Origin of the sequence: Vagococcus sp. (assembly GCF_052102835.1) — a bacterium.
GTDB lineage: Bacteria > Bacillota > Bacilli > Lactobacillales > Vagococcaceae > Vagococcus.
Genome location: NZ_JBQEIL010000003.1, coordinates 85,266 through 111,033 on the forward strand (window position 1 = coordinate 85,266; position 25,768 = coordinate 111,033).

Consider the following 25,768-nt stretch of genomic DNA (forward strand, 5'->3'; position numbering starts at 1 on the left):
ATTATTTTTTTTAACAATAGGTGTTTCGTAACACCTTAAAGGAGGACAAAGATGAAAAAGAAAGTGCTTATGACTTTAGCTGCTTTGAGTTTTGGAGTTCTGATTTTATCTGGATGTACAAAAGAGGAAACCGCAGATAAAACAAAAATTGAGTTTTTTAGTAGTAAACCAGAAAATCAGCTTGTTTTCAAACAATTTGTTGAGGAGTATGAAGAAAAAAATCCTGATATCGACATTGTCTTTACTTCACCACCTGAAGCTGGAACAATTTTGAGGACTCGTTTGGTTAAAAATGATATTCCAAATGTGATTGCATATGGCGGAGATAATACATATACCGAATTAGCTAATGTGGGTATGTTAGAAGATTTATCAAAAGAACCTTTTGCTGATAATTTCGTACCTGCTTATAAAAAAATGACACAAGAATTACAAAAAGATCGAAAAAAACTTTACGGAGTTCCTTATGCAACCAATGCAGCGGGAGTCATTTATAATGAAGCATTATTTGAAAAGTATAATTTAGAAATACCTAAAACATGGGATGATTTTTTAGAGGTTTGTGCTGTGTTTAGAAAAGAAGGGATTACACCGATTGAAGGAACCTTCAAAGATGCTTGGACCATTCTTTCTATTTACAATCCATTAAGTGGAATTTTAGTAGAAAAAGACTTTATGGATTTACGACAACAAAATAAAACAACCTTTAGACAAGGTTGGGTTAAACCAATGATGCAACTAACAGAAGTAATGAAATTAACACAAAAGGATGCTATGGGAACGAATTATCCTGACGGTATTCAAAAATTTGCTAAAGGACAAGCGGGCATGATTATCAACGGCACGTGGGCCATTCCAGAAGTAGTCAAAGCAAATAAAGACATTCAGGTTAATATTTTCCCACTACCGGCAAGTAATACACCAGATAAAAATTTCGTAACAAGTGGTGTTGATGTGATGCTAATGGTAGGAAAAGATACAAAGAATCAAAAAGAATCAAAAGAATTTATTGAGTTTTTGTTAGAGAAGGAACAAGCACAACGTTATGTGGATGACCAATTTGCTTTTTCTGCGATAAAAGGGGTTAGTCAAACCGCACCAACATTAAGTAATATTCGACCAAGTATTGAAGCCGGTAAAGTGAATGACTTTGTCGATCATTTCTTACCAAACGGCTATGATTTAGCGGCGATATTATCAGAGTTTGCGTTAGAGCAGACTAAACCAAATGTAAATACGAAAGAAAATATTAAAGCATCATTGAAAAAAATGGACGAAGCTTATGATGCCGCTAATATTGATTAGGAGGAAAGAAAATGAAAAAACCTTATAAGATCCATCCGGCCTTTTACTTTATGGTTGCCCCACTTGCTATTTTATTCTTTATTTTCCATACGATTCCTTTTTTAGAAGGTATTTTCTACAGTTTTACTAACTGGCGTGGATATGGTGATTGGGATTTTGTTGGTTTGAGAAACTATCTTCACATGTTTTCAGATCAAGATATTGCGAATAGTTATCTTTTTACTTTTAAATTTGCTATTATTTCGACTATCTTGGTAAATATCATCGGTTTACTCATTGCTTTAGGATTGAATTCTAAAATAAAATTTCAAAAATTTCTTAAAGCTGTTTATTTCTTACCTTACATGCTTGGAACTTTAATTATTGGTTTCATTTTTAATTTTATCTTTGCTCATTTAGTACCTCAATTTGGGACAGCGGCAGGTCTAGAAGCATTAAGTGTTAATATCTTAGGGACAGAGTATGCATGGGTTGGTATTGTCGTAGTGACTGTCTGGCAGTCGCTAGCGTTTAATACGCTAATCTATTTATCTGGCTTACAAACTTTAGATCAAAGTGTATATGAAGCAGCTGAATTAGATGGTGCAAGTGGTTTTTCTTTATTTAGAAAAATTACGTTTCCGTTACTCGCTCCTTTCTTTACCATAAATATGGTCTTATCAGCTAAAGGTTTTCTGATGGCTTTTGACCAAATTATCGCTATGACAAATGGTGGACCAGGTACATCAACCACATCAATTTCACTGTTAATTTATAAAAAAGGATTTACCGGTGGTCAGTTTGCCTATCAATCCGCTAACTCAGTGGTTCTTTTCTTAGTTGTAGTTATTATCTCATTCGTTCAATTACGTGTACTTGAAAAAAGGGAGGCAAATATGCAATGAGTCGGATAAAAAATTTTTTCAGAAAAAATAATGGTGACATCAACTGGCCTCTGACGGTTCTCATGTTTATCTTAGCCGTCGTTACTATTTTTGGCCCTTTATATATGACCTTAATGATTGCAGTGAAGGATCCTTCACAAATGGATAATGTTTTGAGTTGGCCAACCAAATTTAATTGGCATAATTTTTCAGATGCATGGAAATTAACAGACTATCCTCAAAAATTTTTAAATACTTTATTTATCACAGTAATTAACTTAATTTTCACGGTTTTTACAAATAGCTTAGCAGCTTATGCAATTACACGTAAACGTTCACAATCTAAATTTTTTAATGCGATGTATTATTATTTTATAAGTGCCATGTTTATTCCTTTTAACGTGATTATGTTGCCATTGGTTAAACAAGCATCTTTATTTAATTTAGATAATATTTTAGGAATTACCTTTATCTATATTATCTTTGGTTTACCAATGAACACCTTTCTTTACACAGGTTTTATTAAAAAAATACCCGTTGCTTTAGATGAAGCAGCTGAGATTGATGGTGCAACCCCACTTCAAGTTTTTCGTTACGTGATTTTTCCAATGTTAAAACCAGTTCATGCGACAGTCGCTATTTTAAGTTTTATGTGGACTTGGAATGATTTCTTAATGCCGTTGATTTTATTAAGTAAACCGGAACAACAAACATTACAATTATCACAATATATTTTCCAAGGACAATTTTCTACGCAGTATAATTTAGCCTTTGCCTCATATTTATTAGTGATTTTACCAGTATTGTTAATTTATATTTTCTTCCAGAAATGGATTATTGCAGGTGTAACCGATGGAGCAGTTAAATAAAGATAAGGAGTCGATAAAATGTCTAAAAATAAATGGTGGCAATCTGCCGTAGTTTATCAAATTTATCCAAGAAGTTTTCAAGATACAAATGGTGATGGAGTTGGTGATTTAAGAGGAATTATTAATCGTTTAGATTATTTAGAAAAACTAGGGATAACGGCATTATGGTTAAGTCCTGTCTATCAATCGCCCAATGACGACAATGGCTATGATATTAGTAATTATCAAGAGATTATGGAAGAATTTGGAACGATGGCTGATATGGATGAACTCATCGAAAAGGCTAGTCAACGAGGGATTAAGTTAATAATGGATTTAGTGGTTAATCATACGTCAGATGAACATGCTTGGTTTATTGAAGCTAAAAAAGGAAAAGACAACCCTTACCGTGATTATTATGTTTGGCGTAATCCAATAAATGGAGAGGTTCCAAATGATTTAGTTTCAACTTTTAGTGGTAGTGCTTGGGAATTAGATGAAGCGAGTGGTCAATATTTTCTCCATCTTTTCAGTAAACGTCAACCGGATTTAAATTGGGAAAATGCGAAGGTTCGGCAAGAAGTTTCAGATATGATGAACTTTTGGTTAGACAAAGGAATTGGTGGCTTCCGGATGGATGTGATTGATTTGATTGGTAAACTACCGGATGAGGGCATTACCGGAAATGGACCTAAGCTACATGATTATCTACAAGAGATGAACCAAGCGAGTTTTGGTAACTATGATGTGATGACAGTCGGTGAAACGTGGGGAGCAACTCCTGAAATCGCGAAATTATATTCCGATCCAGAACGTCATGAATTATCGATGGTCTTTCAATTTGAACATATTGGTTTAGATCAACAAGAAAATAAAGACAAGTGGGATTTAAGGCCCTTAGAAATGAAAGAACTTAAAGCTGTTCTTTCAAAATGGCAAAGCTCACTAGGTGACGAAGGTTGGAATAGTTTGTTTTGGAACAACCATGATACACCACGTATTGTTTCACGTTGGGGAAATGATACAGACTATCGAGTAGAAAGTGCAAAAGCTTTTGCGATTTTACTGCATATGATGAAAGGAACCCCTTATATTTATCAAGGTGAAGAAATAGGGATGACTAACTATCCCGTGACAAGTATTAAAGAAGTCGAAGACATTGAAAGTATTAACTTGTATCATGATCGTTTAGCTAAAGGGTATAGTGAAACAGAAATCATCCGTTCGATTAATACTAAAGGGCGTGATAATGCACGTACGCCAATTCAATGGTCAAATGAAGCAAATGGTGGGTTCACAACTGGAACACCGTGGCTACACGTTAATCCTAACTATGAAACACTGAATGTAGAAGCGGCTTTGGCAGACTCAGACTCTATTTTTTATACTTATCAAAAATTAATTCAATTGCGTAAAGAAAATCCTTTAGTTGTTTGGGGTGATTATAAATTACTATCAGAAACAGCGGATAAAGTTTTTGCTTATATCCGTCATTATGAAGGGGAAAAAATCTTAGTTGTAGCGAATCTTTCAAATGAAGAACAAAGTTTTAACTATGATGAAACTATCAAGGAAATTTGGATTGAAAATATGAAAGCACCTCAAGAATTACAGCAATTAACACTACAACCTTGGCAAGCTTTTGTTGCTGCTATCTAATAGATAAATCATTTAAACGAATCTTTGAGAAGAAGATTCGTTTTTTATTTTTAAGATAGTCTTTTAAAATTATTTTAAAGTATGCTAAAATTAATAAAAAAGGAGAATGAAGCCAAAATGCCAATTGTACATATTGAATTATTAGAAGGTCGAACGCAAGAACAGAAGGATCACTTGGTTAAAGACGTTACAGAAGCAATTGTTAAAAATACAGGGGCACAACGTGAAAATGTTCATATTGTTATTCATGATATGGAAAAAGGGAACTATGCTGTCGGTGGTGTTACTAAAAAGTAACGATAATGTTGAATAACAAGATAATTTTTATTAAATTATCTAGAATTTTTAAACGACGTATGGTAGTATTAATAAGATATCAGTTAGATTGAAGAGACTAGGAGGGTACATTGTGTATAAACTCTTACTAACCATTATGCTTATTTTATCTGTTTTGATTATTGTGGCTGTTATGATGCAGCCAAGTAAACAAAATAGTGCAGCCAGTGCTTTTTCTGGTGGAGCAAGCGAATTATTTGGTAAATCAAAAGCTAGAGGATTTGAAGCTTTTATGCAACGTGCAACAGCCGTAATGGGTGTCGCATGGATAGCACTAGCTATTGCGTTAGCATTCTTATCTTCAAAATAAAAGCCTCCTGTGACTCTACAGGAGCTTTTTTTATTATGATGATTAGTCATCTGTTTTTATCGAGGTAAAGGGGGAACCATTTGTGAGTGGTTTATATTTTAAAAAAGGACCTAAGGCAGTTGTTTTACTTCATGCTTATACAGGTAGTCCAAATGATGTTAGAATGTTGGCACGTAAATTAGAAAAAGAAAATTATACGGTTATAGCACCACTTTTTTCAGGACATGGTACAATGGATCCTAGAGATATATTAACTTGTTCACCATTAGAATGGTGGGAAGATGCTAAACAGGCAGTCCAGGTTTTAATAGAGGATGGCTTTCAAGAAATCGCCGTTTTTGGCTTATCTTTAGGAGGTATTTTTGCTACTAAATTAATGGAAAACTATCCGGAAATTGTAGTAGGAGGAGGTTCATTTAGTTCACCTATTGTGCCGAATCAAACATTGCAGATTTTCCCAAACTTTCTAAAATATTGTGAGATTATATTTAAGAAAAAAGGGTTGACAGAACAAGAAATACAGACGGAAATTGCTCAATTATCTTTACCATTAGAAAAGCAGTTAGAAGCGATTGGTCAAGTCACCACCGAAGTTTATGATAAAATGACAATGATTAGAGTTCCAGTATTTTTAGGACAGTCCGCTAAAGATGAGATGGTCGATGCCACGAAAGTTTATGAAATGGGTCAAAGACTAGCTGAAACGGATCATGAAATTCATTGGTATTCAAAAAGTACACATGTTTTAACAATTAGCAAAGATCGTCATCAATTTGAGCAAGATATTATTTACTTTTTAAGTAAACTAGCATGGGACGTGGAATAATGGTAAAACATATAAAAGAACAAATAATTGACCATATGAAAGAAAGTCAAAAACGATCTTTTTCAATGGAACAATTAGCTGAAGGATTAAATTTACAAAAAAGTAAAGATTTTAAGTTTTTAGTTCAAACCATTGCACAAATGGAGCGTGAAGGTTTGATCGCTTTTAATAAAAAAGGTAAGGTGAAATTAGTTAATAAATCAATGGTTTTAGAAGGTCTTTTTCGTGCTAACGAGCGTGGCTTTGGTTTTGTAACTATTGATACTGAGGAAGATGATGTTTTTATTCCAAAGGGACAAACGAATTTTGCTTTAGAGGGAGACACGGTCAAGATTGAAATCGTCGCGAATGGTGATCCTCTTGAAGGTAAAGCTGCAGAAGGTAAAGTAATTAAAGTGATGGAGCGAGGTTCAAGTCAACTTGTGGGCATTTTTACTTTATTTGATGAAGATGAAATTAAAGAAACTGATTTATATGGTGTGGTTATACCTAAAGATAAAAAACTATCGAGTTATAAAGTTTTTATTACAGCTACAGGAATTAAGCCGGAAGATGGGAGTGTCGTTTTAGTCGAAATCACTCACTATCCAACGGTTGATTATACAGCTAGCTTTGAAGGCATCGTCAAGCAAGTTGTTGGCCATAAAAATGACCCTGGTATGGATATCCTATCCATTGTTTTACAATTAGGAATACCTACAGAATTTGATGAGGCGACTTTAAAAGAAGCAGAAGCTGTTCCAGATGAGGTCTTACCAACAGAATTAGAAGGGCGTCGTGATTTACGTCAAGAATGCATCGTGACGATTGATGGCGCGGAAGCAAAAGATTTAGATGATGCAGTTCGTGTTGAACGATTAGCAAATGGTAATTACCAACTGGGTGTCTACATTGCTGATGTTACACATTATGTTAAAGAAAATTCAGCGTTGGATCAGGAAGCCTTAGATCGAGCAACAAGTGTTTATTTAACCGATCGTGTGATTCCGATGCTACCAAGAAAACTGTCAAATGGTATTTGTTCACTTAATCCAGATGTTGATCGCTTGGTAATGGGATGTGAGATGGAAATTACCCCGGATGGGCAAGTTGTTGGCCATGATATTTTTGAAGGTGTGATTCATTCAACTGCACGAATGACTTATGATGCTGTGAATGAAATTTTAGATAAAGGTCAGCCAGAGACGTTAGAAAAGTATCAAGAATTAATTCCTTTCTTTGAAACAATGGCTGAACTGCATCATATATTAGAAGGCAAACGTAAAAATAGAGGAGCCATTTCATTCGAAAGCCGTGAAGCTCAAATTTTAGTTGATTCTGAAGGTCGTCCAGAAGAAATCATTCTACGGACGAGAGGTGTCGCTGAAAAAATGATTGAATCTTTTATGCTATCAGCTAATGAAGCGATTGCCGGGCACTTTAATCGTTTAAATCTACCTTTTATTTATCGAATTCACGAACATCCTAAAGAGGAAAAAGTTCAACGTTTCTTTGAATTTATTACTAATTTTGGCATAGTAGTGAAGGGAACTAAGGATAGTGTTTCTCCAAAAGAATTACAAAAAGTACTTGATAAAATTGCAGGCCGACCGGAAGAGCCTGTGATAAATATGATGCTATTAAGAAGTATGCAACAAGCAAAATATGCTGAAACACCTGTTGGACACTATGGTTTAGCAGCGGATGATTATACACATTTTACTTCGCCAATTCGCCGCTATCCAGATTTGCTCGTTCATCGCTTAATTAAAGACTATCAGCAACATCCTGTCACTCAAAAAACACAAGATAAGTGGGATGCAGCCATCCCTGAAATTGCAGATCATAGTTCAAGAATGGAACGCCGTGCTGTCGAAGCGGAAAGAGAAACCGACAGTATGAAGAAAGCTGAATTTATGCAAGATAAGGTCGGAGAAGAATTTGACGGTGTGATTACTTCGATTACAAAATTCGGAATGTTTATTGAATTATCAAATACGGTAGAGGGCCTTGTTCATGTCAGTAAGTTAAAAAATGATTATTTCCATTTTATTGAAAATCATTTAGCTTTAGTTGGAGAAAGAACAGGCGTTGTTTATAAGATAGGACAAGCAGTAAAGATTAAAGTGACCAAAGCAGATCCTGAAACACGAGAAATCGACTTTGAATTAATTTCAGCAACACCTGTCGAAAGTAGTGTATCTGAAAGTATTCAAATTGAAAAACGAAGAAAACGGTCCCCACGCCCTCAAACGGGTTCCAGAAAGTCAGATGAAAAAGAAAAAAAGACAAGCAAACAACCTTTCTATAAAAAAGCCGTTAAGAAGAGTAAAAAAGGTCGAAAAACAAAAAAGTAGTAGGTGATAAAAATGCCAAAAGGTGATGGAAGTTTAATTGCACAAAATCGTAAGGCTCGTCATGATTATGCTGTTATCGATACAATCGAAGCTGGAATCGTTCTGAAAGGTACTGAAATTAAAGCCATTCGTCAACGTCGAGTCAATTTAAAAGATGGATTTGCTCGTGTCAGAAATGGTGAAGTCTACTTGTTAAATGTGCATATTAGCCCTTATGAACAAGGAAATTTATTTAACCACGATCCACTTAGAACAAGAAAGTTGTTGATGCATAAACGTCAAATTACCCGCTTGACCAATGAAACGAAAAACACTGGAATTACGTTGGTTCCTTTAAAAATCTATATAAAAGATGGATTTGCTAAAGTTTTAATCGGAATTGCAAAGGGGAAAAAACAGTATGATAAACGTCAAGATTTGAAACGAAAAGATATGAATCGTGAGATTAATCGAGAATTACGTGAAAGACAAAGATAAAAATAAAGCTAATTCTAAGTGAAAACTAAGAGTTAGCTTTTTAGAATGTTGGACAAAGGGACTGTGTAATACTCGAAAGGGACAATTTAAATGATTGTGGTTAAGTTTTTTAATAAAACAACCGATATTATAAATAGTTGTTTTTTTAGAACCTTTTCATTATATTTATCTTAGAAAAAAATAAGATGGTACCGTTTTAAACTAAGAAAAACAAGTGTAATTATGATAACTGCTTTAAAGTTATATTGTGAAGAGATAATAAAAATAACGATTGATTGTTAATGAAAATAAACTTAGAAAATAAAGTTTTTTTTCATTAATTTACTTTGTGTTATTAAGCATTTGGTGGTATCATGTTTCTAGTTGGTTGCAAAATACTTGACAACTAACGGGCAATGTTTGGTAGCTTATTGTGACAGCTTACCAAGGAAAAAAAACTTCTTTTTTTATGTTAAAGAAGTATTTATAAAAGAAAAGGGGTGAGGTCTATGGAAGAGGTATCCTGGGTAAAAAATATTGGGGGCGTCTATTTTGACTTAACTATATGTATCATGACAGTGTTGACTTGTCTAATCGTTTTTGGAATTGTCTATTTTTGTAGTCGGAATTTACAGATGAAACCAAAGGGCAAACAAAATGTATTAGAATTTGTAATCGATTTTGTCCGTAATATTGTTTCAGACAATATACCGAGGAAAGAAGTCGATAATTATCATTTACTCGGCTTTACATTTTTTATGTTTATATTAGTGTCAAATATACTCGGCTTAGTGACAAAAGTTTCGCTATTTCCAAGTGACGTGTCACTTTGGAAGAGTCCGACAGCTGATCCTTTAGTGGCGCTAACATTAGCCTTTATCTCGATTATCTTGACCAACTATTATGGGATAAGAAAGCAAGGTGTCAAAAACTATTTTGTTAATGGTTTTATGAAACCAACTGCCATTTTATTACCTATTAAATTAATCGAAGAATTTACTAACGTTTTAACGTTAGGTCTCCGTTTATACGGTAATATCTTTGCAGGAGAAGTACTATTAAGTTTAATTGCCAATCTTGGAGCATCGAGTCCAGTCAAATTTGTACTGGCACTACCACTTGAAGTTATCTGGCAAACATTCTCACTATTTATCGGTGCGGTACAAGCGTTCATCTTTGTTACTTTGACAATGGTGTACTTATCACATAAGGTAGAAGTGGAACACGAATAATCAAATTTATTTAAGAAGATTTTATAGGAGGAGATCAGTAATGCAATATATTGCAGCAGCTATCGCAGTTTTTGGAGCAGCTATTGGAGCGGCTTATGGTAATGGTAAGGTTATTTCTAAAACATTGGAGTCAATGACTCGTCAACCTGAAATGTCAGGTCAACTTAGAGGAACAATGTTTATCGGTGTTGCGTTAATTGAAGCAGTCCCAATTTTAGGTGTGGTAATCGCATTATTGTTGGTCTTCAAGTAAGAAGCGATGTCTAAAATACATCTAAGAAAGTATCAGCTATTGAATGTAGCGATACTTGAGGAAGGAAGTGTAGTAAGGATATGATCAATCAATTATTGATTGCCAGCTCTGGACAAACTACGCTTAGTACGATTCTTTTTGTTTCTGTTTCGTTTCTGATATTAATGTTAGCATTGAAGAAATTTGCATGGGGCCCAGTTGTCAATATGATGGATGAGCGTCAAGAAAAAATTGCTAATGATATTGACAATGCTGAAAAGTCACGAGGCGAAGCAAATACACTAGCTAAACAACGTGAAGATGAGTTGAGAAAAGCACGTACTGAAGCGCAAGTTATTATTGGTCAGGCTAAAGAAACGGCTGAAAATAATGCACACGCTATTATAGTAGATGCTGAAAAGCATTCTAAGAGAATGAAGCTACAAGCTCAAGAAGACATTAAACTTGAGCGTGCACGAATGATTGAAGAAGCTAAAAAAGAAGTGGCTGATTTATCAGTTGAAATTGCTTCTAAAATATTAAAGAAGGAATTGTCGGCTACAACTCATCAAGAGTTAATTCAATCAAGTATTGAAAAGCTAGGAGTCGATAACGATGAATAGACAATATGCTATCGCTCGTACATACGGCAAGGCAATTTTTAAAGAAGCTGTAGAAACAAAGGAATCAACAGAAGTCTATCAAGAGCTTTTAAAATTACGAGATGTTTATTTACAGGTTCCAGATTTAGGCGAAATCTTAACGGATGATCGCTTGTCTGGTTATGAAAAAGTAAATATTATCAAAGATTTAGAAAAAAATTTTAGTGATACAGTCGCAAAGTTCATTCATACTGTTTATGATTATGGAAGAATGAATGAATTTCCAGAGATTATCGACTCATTTGAAGAACTGTATTATGAACATTATGGTATTGTCTTAGTTGATGTAACAACAGCTGTTGCTTTAACAATGGATCAAAGACATGAACTTGAAGAAAAATTAGCCAGACAATTTTCTGCTAATAAAGTAATTTTACGTCCGCGATTAGATACTAAAATCATGGGCGGTGTGATTGTAGAATCTGAGCACCGAGTAATTGATCAGAGTGTACGGACTCAGTTAGAAAACCTACACGCTGAACTTTTACAAGATTGATGCTCGTTGACAAAGTGAGAGGTGAAATACATGAGTATTAAAGCGGAAGAAATTAGTTCGCATATTAAACAGCAACTTGCTAAATACGAAGAATCGCTAACGGTTGATGAAGTGGGAACCGTATCATACGTTGGTGATGGTATTGCACGTGCTTACGGTTTAGAAAACGCTATGTCAGGAGAGTTATTAGAATTTGATAATGGCGTTTTTGGAATGGCTCAAAACTTAGAAACTGAAAGTGTTGGGATTATTGTTCTTGGTGAATTTGAAAAAATTCGTGAGGGCGATAAAGTCAAAAGAACTGGTCGTATTATGGAAGTTCCTGTTGGAGATGCTTTAATTGGTCGTGTTGTTAATCCTTTAGGTCATCCAATCGATGGCTTAGGCGAGATTATTACAAATAAAACACGTCCTATTGAAGCAGCAGCTCCTGGGGTTATGGCGAGACAATCTGTTGACCAACCTTTACAAACAGGGATTAAAGCAATTGATGCTCTTGTTCCAATTGGTCGTGGCCAACGTGAGTTAGTGATTGGTGATAGAAAAACAGGTAAGACATCAATTGCCATTGATACAATTATTAATCAAAAAGATCAAGATATGATTTGTATTTATGTTGCGATTGGTCAAAAAGAATCAACGGTTAGAAATCAAGTAGAAACATTAAGAAAATATGGTGCGCTTGATTATACGATTGTTGTTTCTGCCGGTGCCTCACAACCTGCGCCATTATTATATTTAGCACCTTATGCAGGAGCAGCAATGGGTGAAGAATTTATGTACAATGGAAAACATGTTTTGATAATCTTCGATGATTTATCAAAACAAGCTGCGGCTTATCGTGAAATTTCATTGTTACTTAGAAGACCTCCAGGTCGTGAAGCATTTCCAGGGGATGTTTTTTACTTACATTCTCGTTTGTTAGAACGTGCAGCTAAATTGAATGATTCCTTAGGTGGCGGTTCGATGACCGCATTACCATTTGTTGAAACGCAAGCAGGAGATATTTCAGCTTATATTCCAACGAATGTTATTTCAATAACTGATGGACAAATATTTTTAGAAAGTGATTTGTTCCGTTCTGGTATTCGACCTGCTATTTCTGCTGGTTTATCAGTTTCCCGTGTTGGTGGATCTGCTCAAATTAAAGCAATGAAACAAGTGGCCGGAACCTTACGTTTAGATTTAGCGAGCTATCGAGAATTAGAAGCCTTTACTCAATTTGGTTCAGACTTAGATACAGCAACTCAGTCCAAATTAAATCGTGGTAAGCGTACAGTTGAAGTTCTTAAACAAAATGTGCATGAACCAATGCCTGTTGAACAACAAGTCTTGATTTTATTTGCATTAACAAAAGGTTTCTTAGACACAATACCTGTTAATGATATTTTACGTTTTGAAAAAGAATTATGTGAATATGTGGGCAATAACTATCCTGCTATTTACGATACAATAAAAACGACTAAGAACTTACCAGAAATTGAAGATATGAATAAAGCAATTGATGAATTTAAAGAAATTTTTAGTTCTAGTAAATTCTCTGTTGCTGATGAATTGAAATAATCAAAGAAAGCGGTGATTGAAATGAGCGGCTCACTTATTGATATTAAGAAGAGAATAGCTTCAACAAAAAAGACCAGTCAAATTACAAGCGCTATGCAAATGGTAGCAGCCTCTAAATTGACAAAATCTGAACAATCATCCAGACGTTTTCAAGAATATGCTTCGAAAGTTCGATCAATAACAACACATTTGGCTTCTTCTCGATTAGAGGATATTGATAATGTTTCAGATCCTAACTATGAGAACAATATGAAGATGTACAATCAATTATTGGTTGAACGACCTGTTAAAAAAACTGGCTATATCGTTGTCACTTCAGATAAAGGATTAGCAGGTGGTTATAATAGTTCAATTATCAAAAAAACTCTTGAGATTTTAAAAAAAGATCATGAGGGTCAAGATAATTATGTCTTAATGGCTATTGGAGGAACGGGTGCTGACTTTTTCAAACATCGTGGCATGCCTGTCGCATATGAGTTGAGAGGGTTGAGTGACTATCCGAAATATGATGAGATTCGTAAAATTGTAAACTCTGCCATTCAAATGTATAATAGCGAAGTTTTTGATGAGTTATATGTTTGTTATAATCATCACGTTAACACTCTTTCCTCAGCTTTTCGTGCGGAAAAAATGTTGCCGATTGTTGACTTAGACGCTAGTGAAGCAACTGAGTTTGAACAAGAATACATCATGGAACCAGATGAAGAAGCAATCCTAAATACGTTATTGCCTCTATATGCGGAAAGTTTGATTTACGGAGCTGTTCTAGATTCAAAAACTGCTGAACATGCTTCACGTATGACAGCAATGAAGAGTTCAACTGAGAACGCCAATAACATTATTGATGATTTAACTATATCGTATAACAGGGCGCGTCAAGCCGCAATTACAGAAGAAATTACTGAAATTGTTGGTGGAGCCGCAGCATTAGAAGAATAACGGGGAGGAAGACGATTAATGAAAATAGGAAAAATAGCCCAAGTAATTGGTCCCGTTGTTGACGTAGTATTTCCCTTAGACCAATCGTTACCAGATATAAATGACGCTTTAGTCGTTTATAAATCGGAAAACAAACAAAAAGTTGTTCTTGAAGTTACATTAGAACTAGGTGATGGTGTCGTAAGAACCATCGCTATGGAATCAACTGATGGACTACAACGTGGGATGGAAGTCGTATCAACAGGCGAAGCAATAAGCGTTCCTGTTGGACAAGAAACATTGGGTCGTGTCTTCAACGTCTTAGGTGAAACAATTGACTTAGGTGAACCTTTACCAAAAGATATGAAAAAACACAGTATTCATACAAAAGCTCCAAGATATGAGGATTTAAGTACTAATACTCAAATTTTAGAAACTGGGATCAAAGTAATCGACTTGTTAGCACCTTATCTAAAAGGTGGTAAAGTAGGCTTGTTTGGTGGAGCCGGAGTTGGTAAAACCGTACTGATTCAAGAGTTAATTCACAATATTGCTCAAGAACATGGTGGTATTTCAGTTTTCTCAGGTGTTGGGGAACGTACACGTGAAGGAAATGACCTTTACTTTGAAATGAAGGATTCTGGTGTTATCAAGAAAACAGCCATGGTTTTTGGCCAAATGAATGAACCACCAGGTGCTAGAATGCGTGTTGCTTTAACTGGTTTGACAATGGCTGAATATTTCCGTGATCAAGAAAAACAAGATGTTCTTCTTTTCATTGATAATATTTTCCGTTTCACTCAAGCGGGTTCTGAAGTGTCAGCTCTTTTAGGACGGATGCCTTCAGCTGTTGGTTACCAACCAACTTTAGCAACAGAAATGGGACAATTACAAGAAAGAATAACTTCTACCAAAGATGGTTCGATTACGTCAATTCAAGCGATTTATGTGCCAGCTGATGACTATACGGATCCGGCTCCAGCAACAGCGTTTGCCCATTTAGATGCAACAACTAACTTAGAACGTTCTTATGCTGAACAAGGGATTTACCCAGCGGTTGATCCATTGGCTTCATCATCAAGTGCATTAGAGCCAAGCATTGTTGGCGAAGCGCATTATCAAACAGCGACGGAAGTTCAACGTCTATTGCAACGATATAAAGAATTACAAGATATCATTGCTATTCTTGGGATGGATGAGTTGTCTGATGATGAAAAAGTTATCGTTGGACGTGCAAGAAGAGTCCAATTCTTCTTATCACAAAACTTTAATGTGGCAGAACAATTTACAGGTCAACCAGGTAGTTATGTACCATTGAATGAAACAGTTAAAGGATTCAGAGATATTTTGGATGGTAAATATGATGATCTTCCAGAAGATGCTTTCCGAAACGTTGGTCGCATTGAAGAAGTCATTGAAAAAGCCGAAAAAATGGATATTAATTAATAGGGAGAGATGAAAATGAGTTCTTTCGTAGTTAATATCGTCACTCCAGATGGTATTATTTTTGACCATCATGCAAAATTTTTAGTTGCTAACACGGTCGCAGGATCATTAGGTATTTTGCCTAACCATGCACCTTTAATATCTCCGCTTCAAATTGATGCTGTTCGAATTGATTTAGATGAAGAGGATAATAAAAACTCTGAATGGGTTGCCGTAAATGGCGGAATTATCGAAATTCGAGACAATGTTGTATCGATTATTGCTAATAGTGCTGAAACTGAAGAAAATATTGATGTTTCACGTGCCAAGTACGCAAAACAAAGAGCGGAAGAGAAAATTGAATTAGCAAGACAAAAACAAGATGAAACTATTGATATGGACCGTGCAGAAATTGCGCTGCACCGTGCTATCAATCGTTTAAATGTTGCAAATAAGAGAAGATAGAGAGTTTTTACTCTTTATCTTTTTTGTTTTATAAGGAGGAAAAAATGAATATCTATGGTGTAGATACTTTAGTTCGAATTATTAGTCACTTATTTTTTATTTCACTTTCTTTTTGGACGCTACAATCACTAAGACTTGATATGCTTTTTAAGAAGGGAATACAATATGAACGACAGATAAAGATGTTTTATTGTTTACTCGCAGTAGTGATTGGATTTGCAGTAAGTAATTTCTTTTTAGAGATTATATATTTGATGAGAACTTTGATTCAAGGAGCAATTTAATGAGGTCCAAATTAATAAAATACTTTTAAAATACCAATTCTAAGTATTCCATGTTATAATCAAGAAGGTTTATACTTATTCCTTATGTTTTTGGAGGGAGAATTATGGAATACATTATTGTTCGCCGTTCTGATAAACTCAGAGGGCAGGTCAAAATTGAAGGGGCAAAAAATGCTGTTTTACCAATATTAGCGGGCACTTTGTTAGCTGATAAAGGTATTTCTACAATTAAAAATGCACCGATTCTTTCAGATGTTTTGATGATGAATCAAATGATTAAACATTTGAATGCAGAAGTTGAATTTAATCAAGATGTAAATATTATTCATGTTGATGCCACAAAAGATTTAGGTTGTGAAGCTCCTTTTGAGTATGTCTCTAAAATGAGAGCATCGATTGTTGTAATGGGTCCTCTTTTAGCGCGAAACGGGCATGCGAAAGTAGCAATGCCAGGTGGCTGTGCTATTGGTTCTCGTCCAATTGATTTACATTTAAAAGGATTTCAAGCTTTAGGAGCAACGATTACACAGGAAAATGGATATATCGAAGCGAAAGCTGATAAATTAGTTGGCGCTCGTATTTATTTAGATTTTCCAAGTGTTGGAGCAACGCAAAATATTATGATGGCAGCAGTCAAAGCCGAAGGGACAACGACGATTGAGAACGTTGCACGTGAACCAGAAATTGTTGATTTAGCTATCTTTTTAAATAAAATGGGAGCTAAAATTACAGGAGCTGGAACTGAAACACTTCGTATTGAAGGTGTTACTGAACTCATAGGAACGGATCATTCAGTTGTACAAGACCGGATTGAAGCAGGTACATTTATGGTTGCTGCGACTGCAACAGGTGGAAATGTCCTAATTGAAGAGGGTTTAATGGAGCATAACAAGCCACTAATCTCAAAATTAAAAGAGATGGGGGCAACCATTACTGAAGAAGCTCTGGGTATCAGAGTCATTGGTCCTGAAAAATTAAAACCAACGGATATTAAAACATTGCCACATCCTGGCTTTCCAACCGATATGCAGGCTCAAATGAGTGTGCTTTTAACGTTGGCAGAAGGGACTAGTATCTTAACAGAAACTGTTTTTGAAAATCGCTTTCAACATTTAGAAGAAATGAAACGTATGAATGCAAAATTTGATATTTCAAATAATGTGGCTCATATTGAAGGCGTATCTGAGTTACAAGGAGCGGAAGTATCAGCGACTGATTTACGTGCCGCTGCAGCTTTGATTTTAGCGGGGATGCGAGCAGGGGGACTGACCAAGGTCACTCATCTCGAATATCTAGATCGTGGTTATTACAATTTCCATAAAAAATTGAAAAAACTTGGAGCAAATATTGAAAGAATTAATGAAGCGACTGATATTTTGGTTGAAAACACCGAAATATTAGTTTAAGAAAGGATGATTTCTACGATGAATATGACTGGAAAAAAAGTAATCTCACAACTGACATTATTATTATTTTGTTTAATGTTTTTGGTTGTTTTATTCTTTATTGGTATTTTCATCGGCTATGTCTTTATCGGCAAGGGACATCCTTCAGAAGCCTTTAATGTAAGTAATTTTCAACATATTTTAGATTTTATGAAGTAAGGAATAATAAAGGGGTTAAGACAAAATCAAAATTTGTCATAGCCTCTTTTGTTTCGTTTTAAATTATGCTGAATTCTGAGTAGGAGTGTTGATGATAAAAAAGATTTTTATATTACCTGTACGATTTTATCAAAAATTTATTTCACCTTTATTACCTAAAAGTTGTCGATACTATCCAACGTGTTCGCAATACATGATTGACGCTATCAACACTCATGGAGCTGTCAAAGGACTCACAATGGGAACAAGTCGTATCTTGAGGTGTCATCCATTTGCAAAAGGTGGAATTGACTATGTGCCATTAAAATTTACCTTGCGTAGAAATAAAGATGAAACTTATTATGGTCCATATACAAAACCGATAAAATTTAGAAAAGGCCGATGAGGCTTTTTTTTTATTTAATTTTCTGAATTTTCCGAAAGTTGAATTGACTTTAATTAATTTTTATCATATATTAATATGAAACTCATATGTTTTTAATAAAAGGAGGGACACTATGAAAAAATTAATAGGTATTATGTTTTTTTTATTAGTCTTCATGAATGGTTGTGGCGTTCCTGGTGGAGGAGTATCAGGAAACAATGAAGTCATAAAAAAAGTACAGGAAGAAAGCCAAACAGTAAAAATTGGTGTGAATTTAGAACTATCAGGAGCAGTTGCTTCTTATGGTAATCAAGAAAAAGAAGGAATCGATCTAGCGGTCTCTGAAATTAATCAAGCAGGTGGAATTAAAGGAAAAAAAATTGAGTTAATTCAAAAAGATAATAAATCTGATACTGCAGAAGCAGCAACGATTGCCTCTAGTTTAACAACCAAAGACGAAGTGATTGCAATCATAGGTCCAGCAACATCTGGTGCTTCAAAAGCAGTCATTCCAAATATTACAAAAGCAATGACACCTACAATTACACCTTCCGGAACGGATGATAGTATTACGGTATTTAACGGCAAAGTTCAAGAGTATATTTTTAGAGCAAGTTTTCAAGATTCATTTCAAGGTGTCATTTTAGCAAATTATGCAATGGATTCTTTAGAGGCAAAAAAAGCCGTCATTGTTGCAGATGTCTCAAGTGATTATGCGAAAGGATTAACTAAATCATTCGAAGAAACTTTCAAAGGTGAAATTGTTGCAGATGAAAAATTTAATCAAAAAGATAAAGATTTTAAAGCGATTTTAACAAAACTACGTAAAAAAGAGTTTGATTTTATTTATTTACCAGGTTATTACGAAGAAGCGGGTTTAATTATCAAACAAGCTCGAGAAATGGGGATTGAACAACCAATTCTTGGGGGTGATGGTTTTTCCGATGAAAAACTAGTTACAATTGCGGGAGCTAAAAATATGAATGATATTTTTTATACAACCCATTTTTCAAAAGAAGCACCAGGTTCTGAAAGAGTCATTGAATTTATTGAACAATTTGAAAAAAAATATGATAAAAGTCCAAGTGCTTTTAATGCATTAGCTTATGATTCTGTCTATATGTTAAAAGAGGCCCTAGAAAAATGTAGTAAGACAAATAGTGAAGAGTTAACGAAGGAATTAGGTAAACTTACTGATTTTGAAGGAGTTACAGGAAATATGACGATGGACAAAAATCATAACCCTAGGAAACCAGCTGTTGTCATTGGGTTACAAAAAGGAAAACAAGCAAGTGCTGAAGTTGTGAATCCTTAAAAGAAGACTATCTAAGTCTATTTTTAAATAAATTGTTCCTAATATTCTAAATTTTCTGAATATTCAGTTGAATTTAGCTATTTAATAGCATATATTATTTAACAACTTGTTTATTTCTGATAATTGGGAGGATGGAACATGAAAAAAAGCATTGGGTTATTTTTAGGGCTCTTATTTTGCTTAGCAGGATGTAGTGCCCCGATTGGTGGGATACCAGGTGGCGGATTAATTGGAGGAACGGAAGCAGTTAATCAAGCGCAAGAAGAGAATAAGGAGTTAAAAATAGGTATTGACTTAGAACTGTCAGGTGCAGTAGCTTCTTATGGCCAACAACAAATGGAAGGCATCCGTTTAGCCGTTAAAGAACTTAATGCTAAGGGTGGTATTAAGGGTAAAAAAATAAAGTTAATTAAAAAAGATAATAAATCAGATACATCTGAAGCAGTTTCAATTGCTTCGAGTTTAACCACTAAAGATCAAGTAGTTGGTATTGTAGGTGGAGTCACTTCGAGTTCATCAAAAGCAATAATCCCTAATATTACAAAAGCTAAAATACCAGCAATTACACCGTCCGGAACAGATGATAGCATTACTGTTTTAAACGGTCAAGTTCAGCCCTATATGTTTAGAACGAGTTTTCAAAATTCATTTCAAGGTGTTGTCTTAGCAAATTATGCAATGAATTCTTTACAGGCTAAAAAAGCAGTTATCATAGCTGATGTCTCTAGCGATTATGTTAAAGGACTAACGAAAGCTTTTAAGGACACTTTTCAAGGAGAAATTGTCGCAGATGAAAAATTTAATCAAAAAGATAAAGATTTTAGAGCAATATTAACGAAGCTCCGAGAGCAAGACTTTGATTTTATTTACTTACCTAGTTATTACGAAGAAGCAGGTTTGATTGTCAAACAAGCTCGAGAAATGGGGATAAAGCAACCAATACTTGGTGGAGATGGTTTTTCTGATGAGAAGATGGTCACTATTGCTGGTGAAGAAAATATGAGTAATATATTTTATACGACCCATTTTTCGGAAAGTGCTCCTAGCTCAGCTCGAGTTCCGGATTTTATAGTATCTTTTAAAAAAACATACGGTAAAAATCCAAGTGCATTTAATGCATTAGCGTACGATTCGATTTATATGATGGCTGCAGCTTTAAAAAATAGCGATAAATTAAATAGTCAAGAATTGACAAAAGGACTAGAAAAATTAAAAGATTTTGAAGGAGTCACTGGAATCATGACGATGGATGAAAATCATAATCCTCGTAAACCAGCCGTTGTAATTGGTTTGGAGAAAGGAAAACAAGTTAGTGCTGAAAGTGTTAATCCTTAAATAAAAAAGAGATAAGAGAAGGTGAATTTAGATGGAAGTAATCCAACAATTTGTAAATGGTTTATCATTAGGAAGTGTGTATGCCCTTTTAGCTCTAGGGTATACAATGGTTTATGGGATTATCAAATTAATTAATTTTGCACATGGTGAAATCTATATGTTGGGTGCTTATATTGGTTTTTATGTGATCCAACAATTCAAATTTGGTTTAATTCCAACACTCCTACTTGCGATGTTAGGGTGTGCGATAATTGGTGTGATCATTGAGTATTTAGCATATCGTCCTTTACGAAATTCTACTCGTATTGCAGCGTTAATTACAGCAATTGGTGTGTCATTTTTTATTCAATCGGTTATGATTTATTTTGTGGGAGCGGATACGAAGCCATTTCCACAAATAATTGACAATAAAAATTATGATTTGGGTTTATTTATGATTAGTAAAATTCAAGTCATTATATTAGTAACTTCGATGATATTAATGGTTTTACTTCAAATTATTGTTAAAAAAACAAAGATGGGGAAAGCAATGCGAGCGGTTAGTGTCGATCCTGCAGCAGCGCAGTTAATGGGAATTAACGTTAATCATACGATTTCATTTACTTTCGCTATTGGTTCTGCCTTAGCAGGAGCTGGAGGTGTTTTGATTGGTTTGTATTACAATAGTATTGATCCGATGATGGGCGTTGCACCAGGGCTGAAAGCCTTCATCGCTGCAGTGTTTGGTGGAATAGGTATTATACCTGGCGCCGCATTGGGTGGTTTCTTAATTGGAATTATTGAGACTTTCGTAAGTGCATTGGGCTTTACAGCTTATCGAGATGCTGTTGTTTATGCAATATTAATAATTATTTTACTTGTTAAACCAGCAGGATTGCTAGGTAAACATCTAAAAGAGAAAGTGTAGGTGGATGACTGTTGAAAAATATAAAAGTAAATTTAAGCTGGTTAGCTTTGATGGTTTTAGGTTTTGTCGTTTTGGCTGTTTTTTATGTGACAGGTTTAATGACACCAGTCATCGAAACAACTTTGGTGATGATTGGTATCAATATTATTTTAGCAACTGGACTTAATTTAGTCATCGGTTTTGCAGGTCAATTTTCATTGGGACACGCAGGTTTTATGGCTATTGGTGCCTATGCAATGGCTATTATTACATTGAGAATGCCGACATTTACAGGATTTTTATTAGGTATCTTAGTTGGAATTTGTTTGTCAGGCTTTATTGCTTTAATCGTCGGAATTCCAACGCTTCGTCTATCAGGAGATTATTTAGCCATCGCGACTTTAGGCGTTGCAGAGATTATTCGAATTGTGATTATGAACTTTGATAGTTTGACAAATGGTCCCGCAGGCCTTTTTGGAATTAAACCATTTGTTACTTGGTCGATGGTCTACTTGAGTGTCTGCTTAACAGTGATTGTGATTACTAATTTTATTCATAGTGCTTCAGGACGAGCAACTTTATCTGTTCGTGATAATGAAATAGCTGCTGAAGCGATGGGGGTTAATCCAACTAAGTATAAGGTCATTGCTTTTGTTATTGGAGCGATGACAGCAGCTTTAGCGGGTGGTTTGTATACTAGTTATTTTCAAACAATCATGCCCCAAAATTTTGATTTTATGAAGTCAATTGATATTTTAATTATTGTTGTTTTTGGTGGAGTTGGAAGCATAACAGGTACTTTTTTAGCGGCTATTTTATTAGGTTTTTTAAATATGTTTTTACAAGATGCGGGAACCATTCGTATGATTATTTACGCATTAGCATTAATTATTATTATGATTTTTAAACCCTCTGGTCTATTAGGAACAAAAGAGCTATCGATAAAAAAATTATTTAAAAAAGGGGGACGAATGAATGTCACTACTAGAAGTAAATAATTTAACAAAAAACTTTGGTGGATTAACAGCTGTTTCAAATGTTAATCTTGTATTAGAAGAAAATGAATTAGTGGGTTTAATTGGTCCCAATGGTGCAGGAAAAACGACTTTATTTAATCTTTTGACGGGAGTTTATGTTCCAAGCAGTGGGGATGTTTTATTGAATAAGGAAAAAAATGAATATCGCCTAAATGGTTTAAAGCCATTTAAAATAGCAGAGTTAGGTTTGAGTCGAACGTTTCAAAATATCCGTCTTTTCAAAGACTTGACCGTTTTAGAAAATGTATTGGTGGCTATTAATACTCGTGTCAAGCAAAAAACATTAGTGGGTTTGTTACGACTACCTAAATTTTATCATGAAGAAAATGACATGGAAGAGGAAGCATTAAAGCTATTAGCAATTTTTGATTTGGAGAACAAGGCAGAAACAATTGCTAAAAATTTATCATATGGTGAACAGCGTCGCTTAGAAATTGTCAGAGCTTTAGCAACACAACCTAAAGTTTTATTTTTAGATGAGCCGGCGGCAGGGATGAATCCACAAGAAACTGCAGAATTAACAGATTTAATAAAAAAAATACAAAAAGAATTTGATTTAACCATACTTTTGATTGAGCATGACATGTCTCTTGTAATGGAAGTGTGCGAACGTATTTATGTTTTGGAATATGGCCAGTTGATTGCGGAAGGCTTACCAGCAGAGATAAAATCGAATAAAAGAGTTATAAAAGCCTATTTGGGTGGTGAATTGTGATGTTAAAAGTAGATAATTTATCTGTACATTATGGAATGATACACGCAGTAAAAAAAGTTAGTTTTGAAGTGAAACAAGGAGAAATTGTTAGTTTAATTGGAGCGAATGGTGCGGGGAAAACGACTATTCTACATACACTTTCTGGGTTAGTCAAGCCTAGTGAGGGAACAATGACATTTATGGATGAACCACTTGAAAAAATGCCAGCGGCTAAAATTGTGAAATCTGGTTTGATTCAAGTACCAGAAGGACGACATATTTTTTCTGGTTTAACAGTGTTGGAAAATTTAGAATTGGGAGCCTATCTTTACCCGAACCGAGCAGAGAGTCAGATGATAATGAAAACTGTTTTTGAGCGTTTTCCTGTTTTAGCTGAACGAAAAAATCAAGAGGCATCCACACTTTCTGGTGGTGAGCAGCAAATGTTGGCGATGGGAAGAGCCTTAATGTCACGCCCAAAATTGTTACTGTTAGACGAACCATCAATGGGGTTAGCTCCCATTTTTATCCGTGAAATCTTTTCGATTATTAAAGAAATTAATCAACAAGGAACAACGGTCTTACTCATTGAACAGAATGCTAAAATGGCATTGAGTATTGCGGATAGAGGATATGTTTTGGAAACAGGTAAATTGGTTTTAGAGGGAACAGGAGAAAATCTACTTCAAAGTTCCGAAGTTCAAAAAGCATACTTAGGAGGTTAAGCAAATGCTAGTAAAAGATTTTATGCGTACGGGAGTTATTACAATTACTGAAGATGAAAAAATAGTTTGTGCAGTAGAATTAATGAAAAAACATGATATTCATCGTCTACCAGTTATTAAGCAAGGAAAATTAATTGGATTAGTGACAGAAGGAACGATCCAAGAAGCAATGCCGTCTAAGGCAACTAGTTTGAGTGTTTATGAGATGAATTATTTGATTAATAAAACAGTGGTAAAAGACGTGATGATTAAACAAGTTAAAACGATTGGCCCCGATAGCTTATTGGAAGATGCCATTTATGAAATGCGATCAGCTAATATAGGTGTTTTACCAGTTGTTAATACGGCAAATGAAGTTATAGGGATTATTACGAATAATGATATTTTTGATGCATTCCTGGAAGTCACGGGTTATCTAGAGGCTGGCACGCGAGTCGTTGTAAAAATACCAGATGATCATACCGGTGTTTTAGCTCATTTGACACAATTATTTTCAAAAGAAAAATTAAATATTGTACAAATTGTTGTCTTTCGTAAAACGAATGAACCGATTATTATTATTCAATTAACAGCGACGGATGCTGAAGCGGTAAAAAGATTATTAAGTAGCAATGGTTACGATGTTCTATCAGCATTGGCAACTTTACCTAAAACAGTTTGAAAATCTCATCAATTTAAGTAGAGCTTGTCGGAGCTCTGCTTTTTTATTGATGTAATCTGAGATAAGACTTAACAAATAAGCTGATTTATGATATCCTCAATAAGGTTACCACAAGTTATGAGAGGATGTTGCGAAGTGAAAAAAAATAAACCGATTGAAGTTTCGATAAATGAAATCGTTAAAGATATTTCTGGAACAGAACAAACAGTCTACGAAGTATTAATTGGGAAAAAAATAATTGGTGAAGTTTCTGAAATTATAGGAAATAAATTTCAAGTCAATGGTTTAGATGATTTTAAATTAACTAGTAAAAGTCTTGATGATGCAATTGAAGAATTATTAAAACACTGGAATTTGAACAATTAAAAAAACTTTTGAAAAAGACTTGCATTTTAGTTGAATATTAGTTATTATATTGAAGTCGGGTTGATAACCAATCAACTGATTTGGAGGGATAGCGAAGTGGCTAAACGCGGCGGACTGTAAATCCGCTCCTTCGGGTTCGGCAGTTCGAATCTGCCTCCCTCCATTCTTTTTTTTTTTTTGGGCTATAGCCAAGCGGTAAGGCAACGGACTTTGACTCCGTCACTCGTTGGTTCGAATCCAGCTAGCCCAGTCATTTTTAAAAGATGTTTGCTATTGACTAATTAGTTGATAGCAATTTTTTTATTTAATTTAATTTTTATGTTATAATTAAGGTGGATTAAAAGTTAAAACAAGGAGTGAGTCTTGTGGAAAATTTATCAGAAAAATTAACAGATCAATTATTAAATTATCGAGAAGTCATAAAAAATGCAGAGGTTTTAGATCAAATTAAAGCCAATGGTATAAAAATGAAACCTTCTCGTGTCAATTTTTACCAACGTGAAAAGAAAAATTTAAGAAAATGGCGTGCAAAAGTAAGATAATTAAAAAAAGGATGAATTACCTA

Annotated in this window: 30 protein-coding genes and 2 tRNA genes; all 32 read left to right on the forward strand. The window is 34.7% G+C overall.

From position 1 onward, the window contains the following. Positions 1-51: 51 nt before the first annotated feature. The 32 genes from ACTJFD_RS04225 to ACTJFD_RS04380 all read left to right on the forward strand — a co-directional run bounded on the left by ACTJFD_RS04225 (position 52) and on the right by ACTJFD_RS04380 (position 25,745). Positions 52-1,305 carry an ABC transporter substrate-binding protein gene (locus tag ACTJFD_RS04225; protein ID WP_442259865.1) on the forward strand — a complete coding sequence of 418 codons (1,254 nt, stop codon included), beginning with the start codon at positions 52-54 and terminating at the stop codon, positions 1,303-1,305. A gap of 11 nt (positions 1,306-1,316) precedes the next feature. Continuing rightward, positions 1,317-2,189 carry a carbohydrate ABC transporter permease gene (locus ACTJFD_RS04230; RefSeq protein WP_442259866.1) on the forward strand — a complete coding sequence of 291 codons (873 nt, stop codon included), beginning with the start codon at positions 1,317-1,319 and terminating at the stop codon, positions 2,187-2,189. Next, positions 2,186-3,037 carry a carbohydrate ABC transporter permease gene (locus tag ACTJFD_RS04235; protein WP_442259867.1) on the forward strand — a complete coding sequence of 284 codons (852 nt, stop codon included), beginning with the start codon at positions 2,186-2,188 and terminating at the stop codon, positions 3,035-3,037. The genes ACTJFD_RS04230 and ACTJFD_RS04235 overlap by 4 nt, the downstream gene beginning before the upstream one ends. An 18-nt stretch (positions 3,038-3,055) precedes the next feature. Beyond that, a complete protein-coding gene (locus ACTJFD_RS04240; protein WP_442259868.1) occupies positions 3,056-4,675 on the forward strand; it encodes a glycoside hydrolase family 13 protein in 1,620 nt (539 codons plus the stop codon). A gap of 81 nt (positions 4,676-4,756) precedes the next feature. Next, a complete protein-coding gene (locus ACTJFD_RS04245; RefSeq protein ID WP_442259869.1) occupies positions 4,757-4,972 on the forward strand; it encodes a 2-hydroxymuconate tautomerase in 216 nt (71 codons plus the stop codon). A gap of 112 nt (positions 4,973-5,084) precedes the next feature. Then, positions 5,085-5,321 carry a preprotein translocase subunit SecG gene (secG, locus tag ACTJFD_RS04250; protein WP_442259870.1) on the forward strand — a complete coding sequence of 79 codons (237 nt, stop codon included), beginning with the start codon at positions 5,085-5,087 and terminating at the stop codon, positions 5,319-5,321. Between the two features lie 82 nt (positions 5,322-5,403). Then, entirely contained in the window at positions 5,404-6,147 is a 744-nt protein-coding gene (locus ACTJFD_RS04255) for an alpha/beta hydrolase (protein ID WP_442259871.1), read from the forward strand. Next, positions 6,147-8,483 carry a ribonuclease R gene (gene rnr / locus ACTJFD_RS04260; RefSeq protein WP_442259872.1) on the forward strand — a complete coding sequence of 779 codons (2,337 nt, stop codon included), beginning with the start codon at positions 6,147-6,149 and terminating at the stop codon, positions 8,481-8,483. Before ACTJFD_RS04255 ends, rnr begins: the two co-directional genes overlap by 1 nt. 12 nt (positions 8,484-8,495) lie before the next feature. Next, the gene (gene smpB / locus ACTJFD_RS04265) at positions 8,496-8,960 is read left to right on the forward strand and encodes an SsrA-binding protein SmpB (RefSeq protein WP_442259873.1); all 465 of its coding nucleotides are present in this window, start codon (positions 8,496-8,498) and stop codon (positions 8,958-8,960) included. A gap of 488 nt (positions 8,961-9,448) precedes the next feature. Next, positions 9,449-10,171, forward strand: coding sequence for a F0F1 ATP synthase subunit A (gene atpB, locus ACTJFD_RS04270; protein ID WP_442259874.1), 723 nt, complete (start codon positions 9,449-9,451; stop codon positions 10,169-10,171). Positions 10,172-10,211: 40 nt separating this feature from the next. Continuing rightward, positions 10,212-10,424, forward strand: a complete 213-nt coding sequence (atpE, locus tag ACTJFD_RS04275; protein WP_442259875.1) for an ATP synthase F0 subunit C — start codon at positions 10,212-10,214, stop codon at positions 10,422-10,424. An 80-nt stretch (positions 10,425-10,504) separates the two neighbouring features. Next, positions 10,505-11,026: a F0F1 ATP synthase subunit B gene (atpF, locus tag ACTJFD_RS04280; protein ID WP_442259876.1), complete on the forward strand. Its 522-nt coding sequence runs from the start codon at positions 10,505-10,507 to the stop codon at positions 11,024-11,026. Continuing rightward, positions 11,019-11,561 (forward strand): ATP synthase F1 subunit delta, encoded by a 543-nt coding sequence (gene atpH, locus ACTJFD_RS04285; RefSeq protein ID WP_442259877.1) that lies wholly within the window; start codon positions 11,019-11,021, stop codon positions 11,559-11,561. Before atpF ends, atpH begins: the two co-directional genes overlap by 8 nt. A gap of 30 nt (positions 11,562-11,591) precedes the next feature. After that, a complete protein-coding gene (gene atpA / locus ACTJFD_RS04290; RefSeq protein WP_442259878.1) occupies positions 11,592-13,124 on the forward strand; it encodes a F0F1 ATP synthase subunit alpha in 1,533 nt (510 codons plus the stop codon). Between the two features lie 21 nt (positions 13,125-13,145). Further along, positions 13,146-14,063: a F0F1 ATP synthase subunit gamma gene (locus ACTJFD_RS04295; protein ID WP_442259879.1), complete on the forward strand. Its 918-nt coding sequence runs from the start codon at positions 13,146-13,148 to the stop codon at positions 14,061-14,063. Between the two features lie 18 nt (positions 14,064-14,081). Continuing rightward, positions 14,082-15,488, forward strand: coding sequence for a F0F1 ATP synthase subunit beta (gene atpD / locus ACTJFD_RS04300; RefSeq protein WP_442259880.1), 1,407 nt, complete (start codon positions 14,082-14,084; stop codon positions 15,486-15,488). 15 nt (positions 15,489-15,503) lie between these two features. After that, entirely contained in the window at positions 15,504-15,932 is a 429-nt protein-coding gene (locus ACTJFD_RS04305; protein WP_442259881.1) for a F0F1 ATP synthase subunit epsilon, read from the forward strand. Positions 15,933-15,976: 44 nt separating this feature from the next. Then, the gene (locus ACTJFD_RS04310; protein WP_442259882.1) at positions 15,977-16,216 is read left to right on the forward strand and encodes a DUF1146 family protein; all 240 of its coding nucleotides are present in this window, start codon (positions 15,977-15,979) and stop codon (positions 16,214-16,216) included. Between the two features lie 104 nt (positions 16,217-16,320). After that, entirely contained in the window at positions 16,321-17,622 is a 1,302-nt protein-coding gene (gene murA / locus ACTJFD_RS04315; protein WP_442259883.1) for a UDP-N-acetylglucosamine 1-carboxyvinyltransferase, read from the forward strand. Positions 17,623-17,640: 18 nt separating this feature from the next. Beyond that, a complete protein-coding gene (locus ACTJFD_RS04320; RefSeq protein WP_442259884.1) occupies positions 17,641-17,820 on the forward strand; it encodes a DNA-directed RNA polymerase subunit beta in 180 nt (59 codons plus the stop codon). Between the two features lie 91 nt (positions 17,821-17,911). Next, positions 17,912-18,205 (forward strand): membrane protein insertion efficiency factor YidD, encoded by a 294-nt coding sequence (yidD, locus tag ACTJFD_RS04325; RefSeq protein WP_442259885.1) that lies wholly within the window; start codon positions 17,912-17,914, stop codon positions 18,203-18,205. 112 nt (positions 18,206-18,317) lie between these two features. Further along, positions 18,318-19,499 (forward strand): ABC transporter substrate-binding protein, encoded by a 1,182-nt coding sequence (locus ACTJFD_RS04330; protein ID WP_442259886.1) that lies wholly within the window; start codon positions 18,318-18,320, stop codon positions 19,497-19,499. A gap of 138 nt (positions 19,500-19,637) precedes the next feature. After that, on the forward strand, positions 19,638-20,834 hold the full coding sequence (locus tag ACTJFD_RS04335; RefSeq protein WP_442259887.1) for an ABC transporter substrate-binding protein: 1,197 nt from the start codon (positions 19,638-19,640) through the stop codon (positions 20,832-20,834). 31 nt (positions 20,835-20,865) lie between these two features. Beyond that, positions 20,866-21,741: a branched-chain amino acid ABC transporter permease gene (locus ACTJFD_RS04340; protein ID WP_442259888.1), complete on the forward strand. Its 876-nt coding sequence runs from the start codon at positions 20,866-20,868 to the stop codon at positions 21,739-21,741. An 8-nt stretch (positions 21,742-21,749) separates the two neighbouring features. Then, positions 21,750-22,718 (forward strand): branched-chain amino acid ABC transporter permease, encoded by a 969-nt coding sequence (locus ACTJFD_RS04345; RefSeq protein WP_442259995.1) that lies wholly within the window; start codon positions 21,750-21,752, stop codon positions 22,716-22,718. After that, positions 22,696-23,472, forward strand: coding sequence for an ABC transporter ATP-binding protein (locus tag ACTJFD_RS04350; RefSeq protein WP_442259889.1), 777 nt, complete (start codon positions 22,696-22,698; stop codon positions 23,470-23,472). Before ACTJFD_RS04345 ends, ACTJFD_RS04350 begins: the two co-directional genes overlap by 23 nt. Further along, positions 23,466-24,176 carry an ABC transporter ATP-binding protein gene (locus ACTJFD_RS04355; protein ID WP_442259996.1) on the forward strand — a complete coding sequence of 237 codons (711 nt, stop codon included), beginning with the start codon at positions 23,466-23,468 and terminating at the stop codon, positions 24,174-24,176. Before ACTJFD_RS04350 ends, ACTJFD_RS04355 begins: the two co-directional genes overlap by 7 nt. Before the next feature lie 4 nt (positions 24,177-24,180). Continuing rightward, complete coding sequence (locus ACTJFD_RS04360; RefSeq protein ID WP_442259890.1) at positions 24,181-24,837, forward strand: CBS domain-containing protein; 657 nt, start codon at positions 24,181-24,183, stop codon at positions 24,835-24,837. A 135-nt stretch (positions 24,838-24,972) separates the two neighbouring features. Continuing rightward, positions 24,973-25,203, forward strand: coding sequence for a DUF2969 family protein (locus ACTJFD_RS04365; protein WP_442259891.1), 231 nt, complete (start codon positions 24,973-24,975; stop codon positions 25,201-25,203). A gap of 82 nt (positions 25,204-25,285) precedes the next feature. Continuing rightward, a tRNA-Tyr gene (locus ACTJFD_RS04370) sits at positions 25,286-25,366 on the forward strand. Between the two features lie 15 nt (positions 25,367-25,381). Next, positions 25,382-25,453: transfer RNA gene (locus ACTJFD_RS04375), tRNA-Gln, on the forward strand. Positions 25,454-25,568: 115 nt separating this feature from the next. Beyond that, positions 25,569-25,745, forward strand: a complete 177-nt coding sequence (locus ACTJFD_RS04380) for a hypothetical protein (RefSeq protein WP_442259892.1) — start codon at positions 25,569-25,571, stop codon at positions 25,743-25,745. The last annotated feature ends 23 nt before the right edge of the window (positions 25,746-25,768 follow it).